Genomic DNA, 18,396 nt, shown 5'->3' on the forward strand with positions numbered 1-18,396 from the left:
TCAAAGGGCGAAGTGTACCGCTATTCGCCCTGGTTATAAACGCCCGGTTAACGCATAACGATAAGGTGATCGGAACCCGCCGGTAACCCGTCAGGTTTCACATTCTCCAGACGCAGCACGTTGCCCATAATCTCGCTGAAGACAGGTGCGGAAACGGCACCGCCGTAATAGGCGCCATTTTGCGGATCGTTAATCACCACCACCAAGGCAAAGCGCGGATCGCTGGCGGGCGCAACGCCGGCCGTATACGCAACGTATTTATCGACGTACTTCCCGCTGTCGTCAATTTTCTTCGCCGTACCGGTTTTCACCGCCACCCGGTAATCGCGAACGGCGGCCTTAACGCCCCCGCCGCCGGGCAGCGCAACGCTCTCCATCATGTGTTCCACCTCGTGTGCGATCTCTTCCGGCATGACGCGGTGCCCGATAACGGGTGGATCGATACGCGTAATCGAGAGAGGTCGCTCGAGCCCGAAGCCGCCGATCGTGGCGTAGACGTGCGCCAGCTGGAGCGGCGTCACCATCAGCCCGTAGCCGAAGGCAAAGGTCGCACGATCGAGCTGGCTCCAGTATTTACGATTTGGCAACAGCCCCGCGCTCTCGCCCGTTAAGCCAAGCCCCGTATTCGTGCCAAACCCAAAGTTTCGATAGGTATCAATAAGATGCTGGACAGGCATTGCCAGGGACAGTCGTGACACGCCGGTGTCGCTCGATTTTTGCAGGATCCCGGTCATCGTCAGTTCAGGATAATAGCCCACGTCGCGGATACGATGCCCGTCAAGGGTATACGGGTGAGTGTCAATCACGCTGTCCGGCTGGACCAGGCCCTGCTGCAGGGCCGTCATCAGCACCAGCGGCTTGACCGTCGAACCGGGCTCGAACGTATCGCTGATGGCGCGATTGCGGAAATCGTTTATCGTCGCGCCTTCCCGATTATTGGGATTGAAATCCGGATAGCTCGCCATGGCGAGTATTTCCCCGGTTGGGATATTAATTAGCACCGATGCACCAGACTCGGCCTTGTTCCAGGCCACGGCATTATCGAGCGCATCTTCGGTGATGGTTTGCAGCCTCTCGTCGATACTTAACTGGATGTTATGCGCCGGTGCAGGCGCCACTTCCGTCAGGTTTTCAACCACGCGACCGTATCGGTCTTCCCTTACCTGCCGCACACCCGGCTTGCCGGTCAGCTGCGCGTTAAAGCTTTTTTCCACGCCTTCAATGCCCTGGCCGTCAATATTGGTGAAGCCAATCAGGTTCGCTGCCACATGGCCGGCAGGATAAAAACGGCGGGACTCGTCGCGTAAATTGATGCCGGGCAGATTCAGCTTATCGATCCACTTCGCCTGAGCAGGATCGACCTGACGGGCAAGATAAATAAAACGCCCCTGCGGGTTGGCGTTGATTCGCGCCGAAAGTGTGCCCAGGGAGAGATGCAGCGCATTTGCCAACGCCTGCCAGCGTTCGTCAATGCCAACGCCCCCTTTTGCCAGCACCGTTTTAGGGTCGGCCCAGACGGCCCGGACGGGCACGCTCACCGCCAGGGGGCGACCTTCGCGATCCATTATCATGCCCCGCGGCGCATCAATCGCCAGCTGGCGGAGGGATCGCATATCTTCCTGCTTCACCAGGTTGTCAGGCTTGATGATTTGCAGCCAGGCAACGCGACCCAGCAAAAAAGCCAGACTACAAAAAATAGCTAAACAGAGCAGCACAAAACGCGCCGGCGTGAAATTGCCAGCGGTCGTTATCAATTTCTTCTTCACCTGAACCCCAGGACTGTTAAACAACGCCCTGATTTAACGGGAAAAGATGGGGTTAAGGTGGCAAAACAGTGCTACTAACCTCGCAGCTTTGCAACAAGTTACTAATAAGACCGCAAATGGTAATATTTTGAAAGATAAAGGACATAAAAAAGCCCCGCGTTATGCGAGGCTTTATGTCTGAGATTGAAGTGCTAAGCGCTTCAGTCAGCAGCGGTTCGATCAGATAGCAGTTACGTTAACTGCAGCTGGGCCTTTCTGGCCGTCCTGAATTTCGAACTCAACGTTCTGGCCTTCAGCCAGAGTTTTGAAGCCGTTACCCTGGATTGCAGAGAAGTGTACGAACACGTCTTTGCTGCCGTCAGCAGGAGTAATGAAACCAAAACCTTTAGACTCGTTGAACCACTTAACTTGACCTTTAATCTTTGCCATTTTGCAAAATTCCTTAGAGTGTTTTCTTAGCCCGCAGGCATTAACTGAGATAAAACTGAGACATTACTGCATGAGGCACTAATATAAGGTTCGGCAGAGAAGCGGTATTCAACGACAACGTGTTTACTCAGGACTTCTTTACTGAAAATGCCACACATAAACAGAACTGTACCTCGTTTGACCCAAAACGTGTTATCACACACTATGTTTAATATGGCAAGCCATTTTTAAACATGTCTCGATCCGCCGCACAAATTCGAACAGTGCCTGTCAGGTTTTGCACAATTATGCGCATCACTTACAGACAGCTCTGCTGCGTAACAAAGACCCAGCGTTGCTTTCACAAGCGCTGTAATCTAAGACTTTTTTAACATAGCTCAATCATTACGAAGCGTCCAGCAACCGGGAAAAGAAATCTTACGTCCTGATTGAGTTAGAACAATTTGTGAAAACTTATGCTTAAATCATTGTAACGCGACCAAATTGTTTCAGACAAAAAACACTGTTAATAACCCGCGCCGACCTGTATTAAAATGCACCAACTAATAAACAGTGTTATGCACCAAAATAATGAAATTTTTATGACTCTGCATCAAAAGAAGGCAAGCAAAACGTTTCGATAAAAATAAAACATTCCTGAACGCGTTTACAGACAGAATATATGCACTACGTTATCGCTTCGTTTATAAGGATAAATATTCACCAACTTTCAGTATCCTGAAAGAATGATTAACTGGTGCTAAATTATCTAGCGCGTCAGTTAACTCCCGCACAGGTTCATCCAGGGATTCATCTGCCAGTTCAAACACGCCCCAGTGAATGGGAAACGCCAGAGGGCAGCCCAGCTGCTGCCACAATGCCACCGCAGATTGCGGATCCATATGATGGACAGCCATGAACCAGCGTGGGGCATAAGCTCCAATCGGTAATGCGGCAGCATCTATATGGCCCAGACGCTCAGGTATCAACAGCAGCTCGGGCGAATACCCCGTATCTCCGCTGAACCAGAAACGATGATGTCGACCTTCCATAACCCAGCCGCACCATAATGAGCGATTGCGGTTCCATGGCGTGCGCATACTCCAGTGCTGTGCCGGTACGGCGGTTAGCGTCATCCCCTGCCAGGTGAAGCTCTGCCACCAGTCGAGCTCAACCACGCATTTTGCCCCCCGGCGGCGAAACCAGGCGGCCAGGCCCAGCGGAACAAAAAAACTGACCTCGGGGAAGCGTTTGAGAATACGGCGAATGGTCGCGTCATCAAGATGATCGTAATGATTATGGGAGATGACGACCGCATCAAGCTGATGGAGTTGATCGACTGACAGAGCGGGAGGCGTTTTGCGCTGTGGTCCCAGGAAAGGGAGTGGAGAAGCGCGCCGTGAAAAAACCGGATCGGTAAGGATGATATTGCCGTCCAGCTGCAGCATCACGCTCGCGTGTCCCAGCCACCATACCCCATCTTCATGAGGTTGCGTAAGCTCAACCGGTTGCCACCACTGTTGGATAAAGTCTTCATAACCCAGCGCGGGTGGCTTCGGTAAACCGGCCTCTTTACGCGCTTTGCGCCAACGGTCAAGGTCGCCGGGTTGATGTCCAACAGGATCGGTATTACGAAAACCATTCGGAGTGTGATGTTTCAGGGAGGGGTCATACCAGGGATTTTTCCAGACCACAGCCACCTCCCGGACAAAAGATTAACGCTCAGCCACCAGGCGGATAAAGTCGTCTTCGTCTTTGTTATCTTCAGCGACCGCGTCTTTCGGCGCGTCTTTTTCTTCCGGTTCGTTAGCCTCACACAGACGGCGCAGCAGCGCATTCTGACGTTTTTGCTGATCGAGCAGCGCTTCCAGCAGTTCAATCTGCTCGTTAGTACGGGAACTGGCGCGGTTCACGAAAAACCAAATGACCAGGCCCACAAGCAGAACAACCAAAGAAATCATCAGGGATGCCATATTCAGCAGCCCTGAATTCAGTAACTCACCCATTTCACCACCTCAATAAAAACGTCTATTTTACCACTGGCGCGAAGGAAGGAAATCACCTTGAGAAAAAATGCGTATTACCACGGAATAAACTTATTGATTGCGCAGACGCCGCTAAAAAACTGTACATCCTGATCGCACATCACATTGATCGTCTGCGTCCATAACACCACGCACGCTATCAGCACGATAATCAGAATTACCCAGCGTATTTTTTTCACTCCACACTCCGTCTAAAAACCTGATGTAACGAGGTTATCACGCTTATCTTAAACAAGGGCTAACTGTACCGCCATCGCGCTTTTTTCAGAATCCTGCCCTTGTTTCATCGTGTAAACCCTTTACGCTAGCTTTATGATAACAACGACAAAAGAGGTTAATGATGCGCTTCATCATTCGTACAATTATTGCGCTGGCCATCGTCTGGATTGGCCTTCTGCTCACGGGTTACGGTGTGCTCGTGGGAAGCACCGAGAACGCAGCCGGGTTAGGGATTCAATGTAAATATTTAACAGCACAGGGCGTGAGCACTGCGCAATATTTGCATACTGACAGCGGGATCGTTGGCTTGACCCACTGTCCGGTCCTGCGTAAGACATCCGTCGTGATTGATAATGGCTAATCGGCCGGTGAAATGACTGGCAAAAAAACGCCGCAACAGATGCGGCGTTTTTTTATACGAGCAGAGGTTAAAACGGGTAGTCGTGGTAACCCATCTGTTCAGAAATCTTACGTGCGGCAGTGTGCAGAATAGCCACATATTCATGCAGGCGCTCTTCGGAGAAGCGTAAGGTTGGGAAGGAGATACTTAAGCCCGCGATCACCACGCCAAAGCGGTCAAACACCGGAACGCCGATGCAGCGAAGCCCTTCTTCCTGCTCCTCGTTATCTTCGCCATACCCCTGTTCGCGTACGCGATCGAGCACCGTTAACAGCGCGTCCGTGCTGGTAATGGTTCGTGAGGTACTTTGCTTGTATTCCACGCCTTCGAGGATCTGCTTCACTTCTTCACGATCGCGCCACGCCAGCAGAACCTTACCAATCGCGGTACTGTAGAGCGGGTTGCGACGACCAATGCGCGAATACATGCGCAGATTGTACATGGAGTCGATTTTATGGATGTAAACAATGCTGTCTTCATCCAGCGCGCCGAGATGGATGGTCTCTTTAGTCAGGCGAGAGATTTCACGCATCTGAATATCAGCGCTGCGGATCAGGTCAACATTTTGTAGCGCACGGGCGCCCAGCTCAAACAGCTTCAGCGTCAGAGAGTATTTTTCAGATTCGCCTTCCTGAGCTACGTAGCCCAGCGACTTCATGGTTTGCAAAAAGCGATATACGGTGCTTTTAGACATCATCACGCGCTGCGACAACTCTGTAATACCTATTTCACGCTCTTCCCCCAGCGCCTGTAAGATACCAAACACCTTCAGCACGGAAGAAACAGAATCTGGCTGTTTATCCAAATCCGCAATAGCCATTTACCACCTCATAGAGAGTGTTTTATAAAAATCAGAACCGGTTTTTATTATAAGTTCCCGTCATGTCACCTGCAATCAATCCGCGTTTACTTCGTTACAAATCTGCGACATATCGCGGCTGTAACAATGCTAAAATAGTTACCCTGAGAATAATTTCACGCTGAGCTTTTTTAATCCTAATGGAAAAGACCCTTTCCGATGGCCTGCCTTTACCCCAGCGGTATGGCGCTATAGCGACCATCATTATCGGTATCTCAATGGCCGTCCTTGACGGCGCAATCGCGAACGTTGCCCTGCCAACCATCGCCAGCGACCTGCATGCCTCTCCCGCCAGTTCGATATGGATCGTTAACGCCTATCAGATTGCGATTGTGGTTTCCCTGCTCTCGTTCTCTTTCCTGGGCGATATGTTCGGTTACCGTCGGGTGTATCAGTGCGGTCTAGTGGTTTTCACCTTCACGTCCTTGCTATGCGCCCTTTCAGTTTCACTGCATACCCTGACGCTTGCCCGCATCGCGCAGGGTTTTGGCGGCGCGGCGCTCATGAGCGTAAACACGGCGTTGATCCGCTTAATTTATCCGCAGCGTCATCTGGGTCGCGGCATGGGGATAAACTCGTTTATTGTCGCCGTCTCTTCCGCCGCCGGGCCAACTATTGCGGCGGCGATCCTTTCCGTTGCGTCATGGCAATGGCTGTTTGCTATTAACGTGCCGCTGGGCATTGTCGCTATATTCTTTGCCCTGCGCTTTCTTCCCGCTAACGGCCCTAAAAGCACCATGCCGCGCTTCGATGTGGCGAGTGCGGTGATGAATGCCCTGACCTTTGGCCTGCTGATTACGGCGCTGAGCGGCTTTGCGCAGGGGCAGTCTCTGATGCTTACCGCCGCGGAGCTCATCGCCCTGCTGGCGATCGGCTTCTTCTTTGTTCGCCGCCAGCTCACTCTCCCCGTGCCTTTGCTGCCGGTCGATCTGCTGCGTATTCCCCTCTTTTCCCTCTCCATTTGCACGTCCGTCTGCTCGTTCTGCGCCCAGATGCTGGCTCTGGTTTCTCTGCCCTTCTTTCTGCAGAGCGCGATCGGCCGTTCAGAAGTGGAGACCGGCCTGCTGTTAACCCCCTGGCCGCTGGCGACCATGGTGATGGCTCCGCTGGCAGGTTACTTAATTGAACGCGTCCATGCCGGTTTATTGGGAGCGTTGGGGCTGGCGGTGATGGCGACAGGCCTGTTCGCGCTGGCTCTGCTACCGTCATCGCCAACCGATCTGGACATCATCTGGCGCATGATCCTGTGCGGCGCAGGGTTTGGCCTGTTCCAGTCTCCTAACAATCACACCATTATCACCTCCGCGCCGCGCCATCGCAGCGGTGGTGCCAGCGGCATGCTGGGGACCGCGCGCCTTCTGGGGCAAAGCACAGGTGCGGCACTGGTTGCCCTGATGTTTAACCTCGCCGGACAAAACGGCAACCACGTTGCGCTTCTCACCGCGGGAGCCCTTGCTTCCCTCGCGGCGGTCATCAGCGGCCTGCGGGTGACCCAGCCCAAAGTTCAGGCATAAAAAAAACCGGGCGGAGTGTTCTCCTGCCCGGCTTATTAGGGTTCTTAGCGTTACTTCAGGTATTCCCCACTGCGCAGCGCTTCGATACGTTTATCCAGCGGCGGGTGAGACATAAACAGCTCGCTCAGCGATTTTGATTTACCGTTAATGCAGAAGGCCATCATGCTGTTCGCTTCCTGCGGCTCGTAGCTGGTTTTCAGACGCTGCAGCGCGGCAATCATCTTCTCACGACCAACAAGCTTCGCCGAGCCGGCATCCGCGTGGAATTCACGGTGGCGGGAGAACCACATGGTGATGATGCTGGCCAGAATACCGAATACCAGTTCCAGAACCATCGAAACGGCGAAGTAGATCAGCGGGTTGCCGTTGCTCTCTTCACCTTCGTCACGGTTTCCGCCCATAAAGCCAGCCGCGATCTGCGCCAGAATACGGGAGATGAAGATTACGAAGGTGTTCACCACGCCCTGAATCAGGGTCATGGTCACCATGTCACCGTTGGCGATATGGCTGATTTCGTGGGCAATAACCGCTTCGGCTTCGTCACGGCTCATGTTCTGCAGCAATCCGGTGCTGACGGCAACCAGTGACGCATCGCGACGGGCGCCCGTGGCGAAAGCGTTGATGTCCGGGGCATGGTAAATCGCCACCTGCGGCATGGCGATCCCGGCCTGACGGGATTGCTGAGCCACCGTATTCATCAGCCACTGTTCCATATCGTTACGCGGCTGTTCAATAACCTCACCACCCACCGATTTCAGTGCCATCCACTTCGACATCAGCAGGGAGATGAACGAGCCACCAAAACCAAACAGCAGCGCCATAATCAACAGACCCTGAACGCTGCTCGACTGAATTCCTGTCAGGCTTAGCACGAGCCCGAAAACCACCATGACCGCCAGGTTGGTGAGCAGGAAGAGCGCGATTCGCATCATAATTTTCTTTTTACCTCAGTTTAACAAAACGCACTATGCGATTACCCACATCGTATGGGTATTGCGGCTATTTTCAAGCATCCGGCGGGCGTAAGTCACCAGAAAGACACAACTTTACACAATTGGAAATCTGGCTGACGGAAGGATGAAGAACAAAAAGAAACAGGCACAATTTCTTGTGCCTGTTGGGAGGTTATTTTGCCGGAGCGGGCTGTACGGCAGGTTTCTCTTTTTCCTGATTCGCCAGGTCGAGAGCGATATGCACCGTCTCGTCCAGATACGGATCCGGCTCCTGGTAATCTTTTGGCAGATCGTCCAGTTTCTTGAGCAGAGGCTTGCCTTCGCGCTTGAAGCGATCGTTGATACGCGCCAGGCGGGTTGCATCGTCTTCGTTGTTCTCTTTCTCACGCTGTGCGTAGTTCAGAGAAACGATATTCCGCTTATCTTTCAGGGCATTGAATCGTGCAATGTCCTTCATGATGTACTGGAACTCCGGATCTTTCGCGATGCGGTCGTTATGCGCTTTCAGCAGTTCAGGGCCAAATTGCGTCATATCACCCGCTTTCACGTAGGTCGCGGCATTGATGCTGTCCCACGGCAAGGCGTTATCTTCAAACTTCTCGCCGGTTTCGGTCTCTTCCGTGCCTGTCGGCATCATGATGTCCGGCGTTACGCCCTTACGCTGCGTACTGCCGCCGTTCACGCGGTAGAATTTCTGAATGGTGTACTGAACCGAGCCCAGCGCAGGCCATTCCGGACGCAGCATCTGATCGTAAATACGATTCAAAGAGCGATACTGCTGAACGGTACCTTTACCGAAGGTTGGCTCACCGACGATCAGCGCGCGGCCATAGTCCTGCATTGCAGCGGCAAAGATTTCAGACGCGGAAGCACTGAAGCGGTCAACCAGGACCACCAGCGGGCCTTTGTAGTAGACCACACCGTCGTTGTCGGCATCTTCACGCACTTTACCGTTGTTATCGCGCACCTGAACCACCGGACCAGATGGAATGAACAGACCGGAGAGTGAAACCGCTTCCGTCAGCGCCCCGCCGCCGTTACTGCGCAGGTCGATGATAATGCTGCTGACGTTCTGCTTTTCAAGCTTCTGCAGCTGAACCTTAACATCGTCAGTCAGGCCCACGTAGAAGCCAGGAATATCCAGAACACCCACCTTCTCTTTACCCACGGTTTTCACCGACATTTTCACCGCGCGGTCTTCCAGACGGATACGCTCGCGGGTCAGGGTAACGATACGGGTTTTGGTGCCTTTACCGGCAGGCAGAATTTCCAGACGAACCTTGCTGCCTTTCGGACCTTTGATCAGCGCAACCACGTCATCGAGACGCCAGCCGATCACGTCGACCATGTTCTGGCCTGTTTGTCCTACACCCACAATGCGATCGCCTACGCTAATCGCTTTGCTTTTGGATGCCGGGCCACCCGCGACCATGGAATTGATCACCGTGTAATCATCATCCATCTGCAGCACCGCGCCGATACCTTCCAGAGACAGGCTCATCTCGGTATTGAACTGTTCGGTGTTGCGTGGAGAGAGATAGTTGGTGTGCGGATCGATTTCGTGCGCAAAGGCGGTCATCGCGAGTGAGAAAACATCCTCACTGTTGGTCTGCGCCAGACGACGAATGGCGAATTTGTAACGACGCGTCAGCGTGTCACGGATCTCTTTTTCGTCTTTGCCGGTCAGCTTAAGACTCAGTTCGTCGTATTTAACTTTACCGTCCCACAGCGCATTCAACTCGGCTTCATCTTTCGGCCAAGGTGCTTTACTGCGATCCAGATTAAAGGTGTCAGTACCGGTGAAGTCCATCGGACGTTCCAGCACTTTCAGCGCGTACTGATAGCGTTCAAAGCGGCGCTTTTGCGACAGGTTGTAGAGATCGTAGAACAGATCCAGCTTGCCAGAACGCAACTCGTCACCCACCTCGGATTTGCGCTTAGCGAACTGCTCGACATCGCTGGCGAGCAAAACGTTATGGCTGTAATCCAGCAAGTTCAGATAGCGGTCAAAGATTTTGGCCGAAAAGGCCTGATCGAGATCGAACTGACGATAGTGCGAGCGGGTAAAACGTGAGGTCACGCGCTCGCTCACCGTCGCGTGCTGCGTCTCTTCCTTGAGAACCGGAATTTGATCAACACGCGTGATATCGTCCACTGCAAAAGCGTGACCTGTTATGGCAAACAGGCCCGCCAGCGCGGTGAGCTTAAAAAAAGTGTTCATGCCAGGCTTGGCCTCCGTTTCAGAACAACAAGTGTTCTGCGCGTACAATCATTGACATACCAGAAGTCAGCTGTACACGAACGCCATCTTTGGTGATTTCCAGTACGGTGGCGTCCATAGCATTGTTACCCGCTTTTACCTTCAGCGCCTGACCTACGCTCAGGGCGTTAATGTCAGAAACCGGCGTATGGCGCGGCTCTTCACGAGGGGCGCGCGGGGCTTTTGCTGCTGGTTTGTCTGCACGCGGTTTGCGATCGTTATTATCGTGACGGCGCGGCGCAGGGCGTGGTTTACGCTCACGACGAGGCGCTTCTTCCTGGCCGTTTGCCGCTGCGGCTTCGCGTTTTTTCGCCTGCTGTTCTGCACGTTGTGCCTGAACGCGTGCTTTGGCTTCTTCAAGCTGCTTACGCGCGTGCTCAACGTGCTGCTCGTCCAGCTCACCACACGGGTTGCCGTCGAGATCCACGCGGGTCGCGCCAGGTTTGATACCGTACAGGTAGCGCCAGCTCGAAGTATAAAGACGTAAGGCGGAACGCAGCTGAGTTTTGCTGAGGTTCATTTCCCCTTCAACACGCGCCACCAGATCCTGAAAAATACCGACTTTCAGGGGACGAGCTTCACCTTCCGCGCTGAAGCACTGCGGGAAACGCTCGGCCAGAAATGCGATAACTTCTTTACTGCTATTCAACTTAGGTTGATTTTCCATGAAATTTCCTGATTACAACGGACGTTGCCAACAAGCGCAGGCATGAACAGGCGTCATTATAATGACGCTATCAGTAAATGCTACGTTATCCGTTGATTATCCTGCGACGCTCGCAAAGAATTTTTGATAATCGGTTGCGGCGAGTACGTTTTCCAGATTCGCCACCAGCTCGCGCAGCCCCTGTTCGTCCTCGGTTGTAAAGCGACTGAAGACCGTACTGTCGATATCCAGAACGCCAATAATCTGATTTTTGACCACCAGCGGCAGAACGATTTCAGAATTACTGGCGGCGTCACAGGCAATGTGCCCGTCAAACGCATGAACGTCTTCCACACGCTGGACCTGATTTTCGGCCACCGCCGTGCCGCATACGCCACGCCCTACCGGAATACGCACGCAGGCCAGTTTGCCCTGGAACGGACCGAGCACCAGCGTTTCACCTTCCAGGAGGTAAAAGCCGGCCCAGTTCACGTCAGAGAGACGTTCAAACAGCAATGCGCTAGTATTTGCCAGAGTGGCTAAGAAGCTGGTCTCACCCGCCATCAATGCCTTAAAATCGCGGTTCAGATCCGCGTAGAATTCTGTTTTGTTCATTATTCAATCACTTAGTTGTCTTACAAATTTACCGCATAGCCTATTAAAATAAGCATTAAATGCGCTCATGCTCAAGATGAATCCGTTCATGAGTTATTATAACTTTCAACAATACTTATTTGTGCGCAGCTGATGGCCTTAAAAACAACCAAAATTACGCCGACAAGAAAGATAACTGTCCATACGGTAAGCGAAGCTTTGCCACGTGCACATTATCAGCGTTGCCCCCAGTGCGATACGCTTTTTATGTTGCCGAAGATGAAATCGCACCAAAGTGCCTTTTGTCCCCGCTGCGACGCCAAAATTCGCGACGGCCGCGACTGGTCGCTCACCCGCCTCGCCGCCATGGCCGTCACCATGCTGCTGCTGATGCCCTTCGCCTGGAGCGAACCGCTGCTGAAACTCTACCTGCTTGGCGTACGCATTGACGCCAACGTGCTGCAGGGTATCTGGCAGATGACCCGTCAGGGCGATCCCATCACCGCTGCCATGGTGCTGTTCTGCACCGTTGGCGCGCCGCTGGTGCTGGTAGCCGCCATTGCCTATCTGTGGTTTGGCAATATTCTCGGCATGAACCTTCGCCCGGTGCTGCTGATGCTGGATAAGCTCAAAGAGTGGGTGATGCTGGATATTTATCTGGTGGGCGTGGGCGTTGCGTCAATAAAGGTGCAGGACTACGCCTTTTTGCAGCCCGGCATCGGACTTTTTGCTTTCATCAGCCTGGTATTGCTGAGCATCCTGACGCTGATCCACCTGAACGTTGAACAGCTCTGGGAGCGATTTTACCCTCAGCGCCCCGCCACGCGTCCTGATGAAAATCTACGCGTCTGTCTGGGATGCCACTATACCGGCTTGCCCGACGCGCGTGGGCGCTGCCCGCGGTGTCACATTCCGTTGAGACTGCGGCGCAACAACAGCCTGCAAAAATGCTGGGCCGCGCTGATCGCCTCCCTGGTGTTTCTGATCCCAGCCAATATGCTGCCGATCTCCATCATTTACGTGAATGGCGGGCGTCAGGAGGATACTATCCTCTCCGGGATTATCTCCCTTGCGCACAGCAACGTCGGGGTGGCGGCGATCGTCTTTATTGCCAGTATCCTGGTTCCCTTTACCAAAGTGGTGGTGATGTTTACCCTGCTCATCAGCATTCACTTTAAGTGTGAACAAGGCTTACGGACCCGCATTCTGCTGCTGCGGTTCGTCACCTGGATTGGCCGCTGGTCAATGTTAGATCTGTTCGTGATTTCGCTGATGATGTCGCTCATCAATCGCGACCAGCTACTTGCTTTTACAATGGGACCCGCGGCTTTTTATTTCGGCTCTGCGGTGATATTGACTATTCTTGCTGTGGAATGGCTGGATAGCCGCTTACTTTGGGATGCACATGAGTCAGGAAACCCCCGCTTCGCCGACTGAAGCGAGAATTAAAACAAAACGCCGCATTTCGCCATTCTGGTTGCTGCCCGTCATCGCCCTGATGATTGCAGGCTGGCTGATCTGGACGAGCTATGAAGATCGCGGGAGTACCGTCACCATTGATTTCCAGACCGCCGACGGCATCGTCGCCGGGCGAACGCCCGTTCGCTTCCAGGGGGTTGAAGTGGGTACGGTTCAGGACATCTCCCTTGGAAAAGGGCTGAACAAGATTCAGGTGCGGGTCAGTATTAAATCTGACATGCAGGATGCCCTGCGCAGCGAAACGCAGTTCTGGCTGGTCACGCCAAAAGCGTCTCTGGCCGGCGTGTCAGGGCTGGATGCGCTCGTGGGCGGTAACTATATCGGCATGATGCCGGGTAAAGGAGAGCCGCAGGATCACTTTGTTGCCCTGGATACACAGCCCAAGTACCGCCTCAACAACGGCGATTTAATGATCCATCTGCAGGCGCCGGATCTCGGTTCTCTGAACAGCGGTTCGCTGGTCTATTTCCGCAAAATCCCGGTTGGCCGCGTGTACGATTACGCGATCAACCCGAATAAACAGGGCGTCACCATCGACGTGCTGATCGAGCGTCGCTTCACCAATCTGGTGAAAAAAGGCAGCCGCTTCTGGAACGTCTCCGGCGTGGATGCGGACGTCAGCCTGAGCGGTGCGAAAGTGAAGCTGGAGAGTCTGGCCGCGCTGGTGAATGGTGCCATTGCTTTTGACTCCCCGGAAAACTCAAGCCCTGCCACCGCGGATGACTCATTTGGATTGTACGCAGACCTGGCGCACAGCCAGCGCGGCGTGATCGTCAAACTCGCTCTGCCCGATGCTAAGGGGCTAAAAGCGGGTTCAACGCCGCTGATGTATCAGGGATTGCAGGTTGGTCAGCTCACCAAAATGACGCTCAACCCGGGCGGCTCGGTCACTGGAGAAATGACTGTCGATCCGAGCGTGGTCGACCTCCTGCGCGAGAAAACGCGTATCGAAATGCGCAGTCCAAAGCTCTCCCTGAACGATGCCAGCCTCAGCACGCTGTTGACCGGCAATACGTTTGAGCTCATCCCCGGTGAAGGTGAGCCCAGCAATAGCTTCGTGATTGCCCCGGCGGATAAATCCCTGCTGCAAAAGCCGGGCGTAGTAACCGTCACGCTGAATGCGCCAGAAAGTTACGGAATCGAAGCCGGCCAGCCGTTAATTTTACACGGCGTGCAGGTCGGCCAGGTGCTGGAGCGTAAGCTCTCCGCGAATGGCGTGACCTTCTCGGTCGCCATCGATCCGCAGTACAGCGACCTGGTGCACGGCGACAGCAAATTCGTGGTGAACAGTCGCGTCGATGTGAAGGTGGGACTGGACGGTGTGGAATTCCTCGGCGCCAGCGCCAGCGAATGGGTTAACGGCGGCATCCGCATTCTGCCCGGTGATAAAGGCCCCGTTCGCGACAGCTATCCGCTGTATGCCAACCTGGAGAAAGCGGTTGAAAACAGCCTGAGCGATCTCCCTACCACCACGCTGACATTAAGCGCCGAGACGCTGCCGGACGTACAGGCAGGATCCGTGGTGCTGTATCGCAAGTTTGAAGTTGGGGAAGTGATCGCCGTTCGCCCGCGTGCGGACGCGTTTGATATCGAACTGCATATCAAGCCGGAGTACCGCAAGCTGCTGACGCCAAACAGCGTCTTCTGGGCCGAAGGCGGCGCAAAAGTTCAGCTTAACGGTAACGGGCTGACCGTGCAGGCCTCCCCGCTCTCACGCGCGCTGCGCGGCGCGATAAGCTTCGATAATCTCAGCGGCGCGGGGGCGAATCTGCGTAAAGGCGATAAGCGTATTCTCTTCCCGGCCGAAACCGCCGCGCGTGCCGTGGGTGGACAGATTACCCTGCACGCGTTTGATGCCGGTAAGCTGGCGGAAGGCATGCCAATCCGCTATCTGGGCATTGATATTGGACAAATCCAGAAGCTGACGCTGATTACCTCGCGCAACGAGGTGCAGGCCACCGCCGTGCTGTACCCGGAATATGTGCAGACCTTCGCCCGCACGGGTTCGCGCTTCTCGGTGGTGACGCCGCAGATCTCGGCCGCGGGCGTTGAGCATCTCGACACCATTTTGCAGCCGTACATCAACGTTGAGCCGGGCCAGGGCAATGCCCGTCGTGATTTCGAGCTTCAGGAAGCCACAATCACCGACTCGCGCTACCTTGGCGGCCTGAGCATCGTGGTGGAAGTGCCGGAAGCGGGCTCGCTGAGCATCGGCACCCCGGTTCTGTTCCGCGGCATTGAAGTGGGTACGGTCACGGGCCTGACGCTCGGTACGCTCTCCGACCGCGTGATGGTGGCGTTACGCATCAGCGAACGTTACCAGCACCTGGTCCGTAATAACTCGGTATTCTGGCTGGCATCCGGCTATTCGCTGGACTTTGGCCTGACGGGAGGCGTGGTGAAAACCGGCACCTTCAACCAGTTCATTCGCGGCGGTATCGCGTTTGCCACGCCGCCGGGCACGCCGCTGGCGCCGAAAGCGCAGCCGGGTAAACACTTCCTGCTGCTCGAAAGCGAACCGAAAGAGTGGCGCGAATGGGGAACCGCCCTGCCGCGTTAATCTGACAGGCTCCGGTGTCAACGCACCGGAGCCTTTATGTTACACTGCGCACCTGAACTTTTCCCTGTGGTGTGCCCGTGGCTCAAAACTCCGTATTTCTTCCTGAACAATTCCTGGCGCAGATGCGCGAGGCGCTTCCTTCTCACCTGTCGTTAGATGATTTTATCGCCGCCTGCCAGCGTCCGTTACGCCGAAGTATTCGCGTCAACACGCTGAAAATCAGCGTCGATGATTTTCTGGCGCTGGTCTCGCCGTACGGCTGGCAGCTTACGCCGGTCCCGTGGTGCGCCGAGGGGTTCTGGATCGAACGCGATGACGAAGCCTCGCTGCCGCTGGGCAGTACCGCTGAACATCTGAGCGGCCTGTTCTATATTCAGGAAGCCAGCTCGATGCTGCCGGTGGCCGCCCTGTTCGCCGATGGCAATGCGCCTGAACGCGTGATGGATGTTGCCGCCGCTCCTGGCTCAAAAACCACGCAAATTGCCGCCCGAATGGGTAACCACGGGGCGATCCTCGCCAACGAGTTTTCCGCCAGCCGCGTGAAGGTGCTGCATGCCAACATCAGCCGCTGCGGTATTCATAATGTTGCCCTGACGCACTTCGACGGACGCGTGTTTGGCGCCGCTTTACCGGAAGCCTTCGATGCCATTCTGCTGGACGCGCCCTGCTCCGGCGAAGGGGTGGTGCGTAAAGATCCCGACGCGTTAAAAAACTGGTCAGTTGAGAGCAACCTGGAGATCGCCGCCACGCAGCGCGAGCTGATCGACAGCGCATTTCACGCGTTGCGCCCTGGCGGCACGCTGGTCTATTCAACATGCACCTTAAACCGCGATGAAAACGAAGACGTCTGCCTGTGGCTGAAAGCGAACTACCCGGAGGCAGTTGAGTTCCTGCCGCTTAACGGCCTGTTCGCCTCGGCACAGGAGGCGGTCACGCCGGAGGGTTTCCTTCACGTGTTCCCACAGATTTACGACTGCGAAGGTTTTTTTGTGGCGCGTTTGCGTAAAACGCAGGCGGTTGCTCCCCTGCCCGCACCTAAATTCAAGGTCGGCAACTTCCCGTTTTCCCCTCTTAAAGGCCGCGATGCAGCACAGCTTGAAGCCGCCGCCAAAAAGGTTGGGCTGGTCTGGGATAAGAGCCTGCACCCCTGGATGCGTGATAAAGAGATATGGCTGTTCCCGGCACAGATCGAGTCGCTCATCGGAAAGGTCCGTTTTTCGCGAATCGGGATCCGCCTGGCGGAAGTGCATAATAAAGGGTATCGCTGGCAGCATGAGGCCGTTATCGCCCTTGCCGGACGCGAGAATACCTTTGCCCTGACGCATCAGGAAGCCGAAGAGTGGTACCGTGGCCGCGATGTCTATCCGGACAGCACGCCATCAGGCGATGAAGTGATAGTGACGTATCAGGGATATCCGCTGGGGGTGGCAAAAAAGGTCGGCTCAAGGCTGAAAAACAGCTATCCGCGCGAGCTGGTTCGGGATGGCCGTCTGTTTACCGGTAACGATCGCACAGCCTGAAAAAAAGCGCATTTTTTTACTGGCGATTTTGCTCTCCTTGTCTACGATCAAAAATGGGTGATCGCACTGGTCATACCAGATTTTGACAACCGACCCGGAGAGCACTATGACGAAAACCAGCGTGCGTATTGGCGCTTTTGAGATCGACGACGCAGAGCTGCGCGGCGAAGCACAAGGCGATCGAACGTTAAGTATTCCCTGCAAATCCGACCCGGATTTGTGCATGCAGCTTGATGCATGGGATGCAGACACCAGCGTCCCGGCAATACTTGATGGCGAACATTCTGTCCTTTACCGCGAGCATTACGATAGTAAAACCGATGCCTGGGTCATGCGTCTTGCCTGACCTAAAGAGAACCCGCCCGAAGGCGGGTTATTTATTACTGCAGCTGCGCCAGCGTGAAGTAACCGTCGAAAACAGCCCCCGTATCAATGTAGTGAAGATTATTAAAATCATACCTTCTGTCGAGAGGCGTATGTCCAAACCAGAAATGATCCGCGCCGCTGATGCCCTCTCCTTTGCCCACCATAAATCCCATCAGCCTGTCGCGGTTCCATAAGACGCGCTGGGCGCTAACCGGTTTTTGCCACCGGTATTCCGCGGCCGGATAATCCGCATGGGCAATCACATTCAGACCGTTCGCACAGGTTATCTCGATGATATGCGGTAAATCGCGACAGGCGTCGAGCAACGACAGGGCCAGCTGTTGCTGGTCGCGTTCAAGATGCGAAAACCATATTCCGCCATTCATCGTCCAGAGAGAAAAATCGTTATTATCCAGACTGTCGAGAGCCATTTGCTCATGGTTTCCCCGCACGGCACGAAACCATTTTTCATGAATTAACTGCAGGCATTTAACGCTATCAGGGCCACGATCGATCACATCCCCGACCGAAATAAGTAAATCCTCATACGGGTTAAAGTGACGGCGTTTAAGTTCATCCATAAGCCACTGGTAACAACCGTGTATATCGCTGACAACCCAGACGTGACGCCACATCCCACCTTCAATTCGCTGATACATAGAACCTCCTTTAAACAGTATAGCCGCCGCAGAAAAGGCGACAGACCGGCGCGGTCGTCACGAAGTGAAACAAACGGTAAACCAAACAGAAATAAAGATCCTCGCGCTATTAATCCCTTTTTATTGGCTCTTTAGAATAAGGGTATAA

General features: G+C 54.2%; 17 protein-coding genes and 1 pseudogene. 6 read left to right on the forward strand and 12 right to left on the reverse strand.

What is annotated here, in order from left to right; genetic code table 11:
• Positions 1 to 47: 47 nt before the first annotated feature.
• The 6 genes and pseudogenes from ftsI to mgrB all read right to left on the reverse strand — a co-directional run bounded on the left by ftsI (position 48) and on the right by mgrB (position 4,398).
• Complete coding sequence (gene ftsI / locus HB664_RS16110; protein WP_032658506.1) at positions 48 to 1,766, reverse strand: peptidoglycan glycosyltransferase FtsI; 1,719 nt, start codon at positions 1,764 to 1,766, stop codon at positions 48 to 50.
• Positions 1,767 to 1,985: 219 nt separating this feature from the next.
• Positions 1,986 to 2,195, reverse strand: coding sequence for a transcription antiterminator/RNA stability regulator CspE (gene cspE / locus HB664_RS16115; RefSeq protein WP_001062678.1), 210 nt, complete (start codon positions 2,193 to 2,195; stop codon positions 1,986 to 1,988).
• A 13-nt stretch (positions 2,196 to 2,208) separates the two neighbouring features.
• Positions 2,209 to 2,353 (reverse strand): annotated as a pseudogene (locus HB664_RS16120) (DUF2627 domain-containing protein).
• 525 nt (positions 2,354 to 2,878) lie between these two features.
• Complete coding sequence (locus tag HB664_RS16125; protein WP_033145831.1) at positions 2,879 to 3,868, reverse strand: MBL fold metallo-hydrolase; 990 nt, start codon at positions 3,866 to 3,868, stop codon at positions 2,879 to 2,881.
• Positions 3,869 to 3,889: 21 nt separating this feature from the next.
• Positions 3,890 to 4,180, reverse strand: a complete 291-nt coding sequence (locus tag HB664_RS16130) for a YebO family protein (protein ID WP_008500484.1) — start codon at positions 4,178 to 4,180, stop codon at positions 3,890 to 3,892.
• A gap of 74 nt (positions 4,181 to 4,254) precedes the next feature.
• Positions 4,255 to 4,398 (reverse strand): PhoP/PhoQ regulator MgrB, encoded by a 144-nt coding sequence (gene mgrB / locus HB664_RS16135; protein ID WP_006175995.1) that lies wholly within the window; start codon positions 4,396 to 4,398, stop codon positions 4,255 to 4,257.
• A gap of 161 nt (positions 4,399 to 4,559) precedes the next feature.
• Between mgrB and HB664_RS16140 the strand changes: the two genes are divergently transcribed.
• On the forward strand, positions 4,560 to 4,799 hold the full coding sequence (locus HB664_RS16140) for a YobH family protein (RefSeq protein ID WP_033145832.1): 240 nt from the start codon (positions 4,560 to 4,562) through the stop codon (positions 4,797 to 4,799).
• 67 nt (positions 4,800 to 4,866) lie between these two features.
• Here HB664_RS16140 and kdgR read toward each other — a convergent pair whose 3' ends face one another.
• A complete protein-coding gene (kdgR, locus tag HB664_RS16145) occupies positions 4,867 to 5,658 on the reverse strand; it encodes a DNA-binding transcriptional regulator KdgR (protein ID WP_023312208.1) in 792 nt (263 codons plus the stop codon).
• Between the two features lie 179 nt (positions 5,659 to 5,837).
• Between kdgR and HB664_RS16150 the strand changes: the two genes are divergently transcribed.
• The gene (locus tag HB664_RS16150; RefSeq protein ID WP_219939793.1) at positions 5,838 to 7,211 is read left to right on the forward strand and encodes an MFS transporter; all 1,374 of its coding nucleotides are present in this window, start codon (positions 5,838 to 5,840) and stop codon (positions 7,209 to 7,211) included.
• 50 nt (positions 7,212 to 7,261) lie between these two features.
• Here the strand turns inward: HB664_RS16150 and htpX are convergent, their stop codons facing one another.
• The 4 genes from htpX to HB664_RS16170 all read right to left on the reverse strand — a co-directional run bounded on the left by htpX (position 7,262) and on the right by HB664_RS16170 (position 11,685).
• Positions 7,262 to 8,143, reverse strand: a complete 882-nt coding sequence (gene htpX, locus HB664_RS16155) for a protease HtpX (protein ID WP_014884290.1) — start codon at positions 8,141 to 8,143, stop codon at positions 7,262 to 7,264.
• 193 nt (positions 8,144 to 8,336) lie between these two features.
• A complete protein-coding gene (gene prc / locus HB664_RS16160; RefSeq protein ID WP_029741991.1) occupies positions 8,337 to 10,385 on the reverse strand; it encodes a carboxy terminal-processing peptidase in 2,049 nt (682 codons plus the stop codon).
• 19 nt (positions 10,386 to 10,404) lie between these two features.
• Positions 10,405 to 11,091, reverse strand: coding sequence for an RNA chaperone ProQ (gene proQ, locus HB664_RS16165; protein WP_014884292.1), 687 nt, complete (start codon positions 11,089 to 11,091; stop codon positions 10,405 to 10,407).
• 96 nt (positions 11,092 to 11,187) lie between these two features.
• The gene (locus HB664_RS16170; RefSeq protein ID WP_008500476.1) at positions 11,188 to 11,685 is read right to left on the reverse strand and encodes a GAF domain-containing protein; all 498 of its coding nucleotides are present in this window, start codon (positions 11,683 to 11,685) and stop codon (positions 11,188 to 11,190) included.
• 132 nt (positions 11,686 to 11,817) lie between these two features.
• Here HB664_RS16170 and yebS point away from each other — a divergent pair, with 132 nt between their 5' ends.
• From yebS to HB664_RS16190, 4 genes are all read left to right on the forward strand, one after another.
• Complete coding sequence (yebS, locus tag HB664_RS16175) at positions 11,818 to 13,101, forward strand: membrane integrity lipid transport subunit YebS (protein WP_023312213.1); 1,284 nt, start codon at positions 11,818 to 11,820, stop codon at positions 13,099 to 13,101.
• The gene (locus HB664_RS16180; protein ID WP_219939794.1) at positions 13,070 to 15,703 is read left to right on the forward strand and encodes a PqiB family protein; all 2,634 of its coding nucleotides are present in this window, start codon (positions 13,070 to 13,072) and stop codon (positions 15,701 to 15,703) included. Before yebS ends, HB664_RS16180 begins: the two co-directional genes overlap by 32 nt.
• Before the next feature lie 122 nt (positions 15,704 to 15,825).
• The gene (gene rsmF / locus HB664_RS16185) at positions 15,826 to 17,223 is read left to right on the forward strand and encodes a 16S rRNA (cytosine(1407)-C(5))-methyltransferase RsmF (RefSeq protein ID WP_375156388.1); all 1,398 of its coding nucleotides are present in this window, start codon (positions 15,826 to 15,828) and stop codon (positions 17,221 to 17,223) included.
• Positions 17,224 to 17,329: 106 nt separating this feature from the next.
• The gene (locus HB664_RS16190; protein WP_008500472.1) at positions 17,330 to 17,569 is read left to right on the forward strand and encodes a YebV family protein; all 240 of its coding nucleotides are present in this window, start codon (positions 17,330 to 17,332) and stop codon (positions 17,567 to 17,569) included.
• Between the two features lie 34 nt (positions 17,570 to 17,603).
• Here the strand turns inward: HB664_RS16190 and pphA are convergent, their stop codons facing one another.
• A complete protein-coding gene (gene pphA, locus HB664_RS16195; RefSeq protein ID WP_033145837.1) occupies positions 17,604 to 18,248 on the reverse strand; it encodes a protein-serine/threonine phosphatase in 645 nt (214 codons plus the stop codon).
• Positions 18,249 to 18,396 lie beyond the last annotated feature (148 nt).

Source organism: Enterobacter sp. DNB-S2, from assembly GCF_019443845.1.
GTDB lineage: Bacteria > Pseudomonadota > Gammaproteobacteria > Enterobacterales > Enterobacteriaceae > Enterobacter > Enterobacter asburiae_B.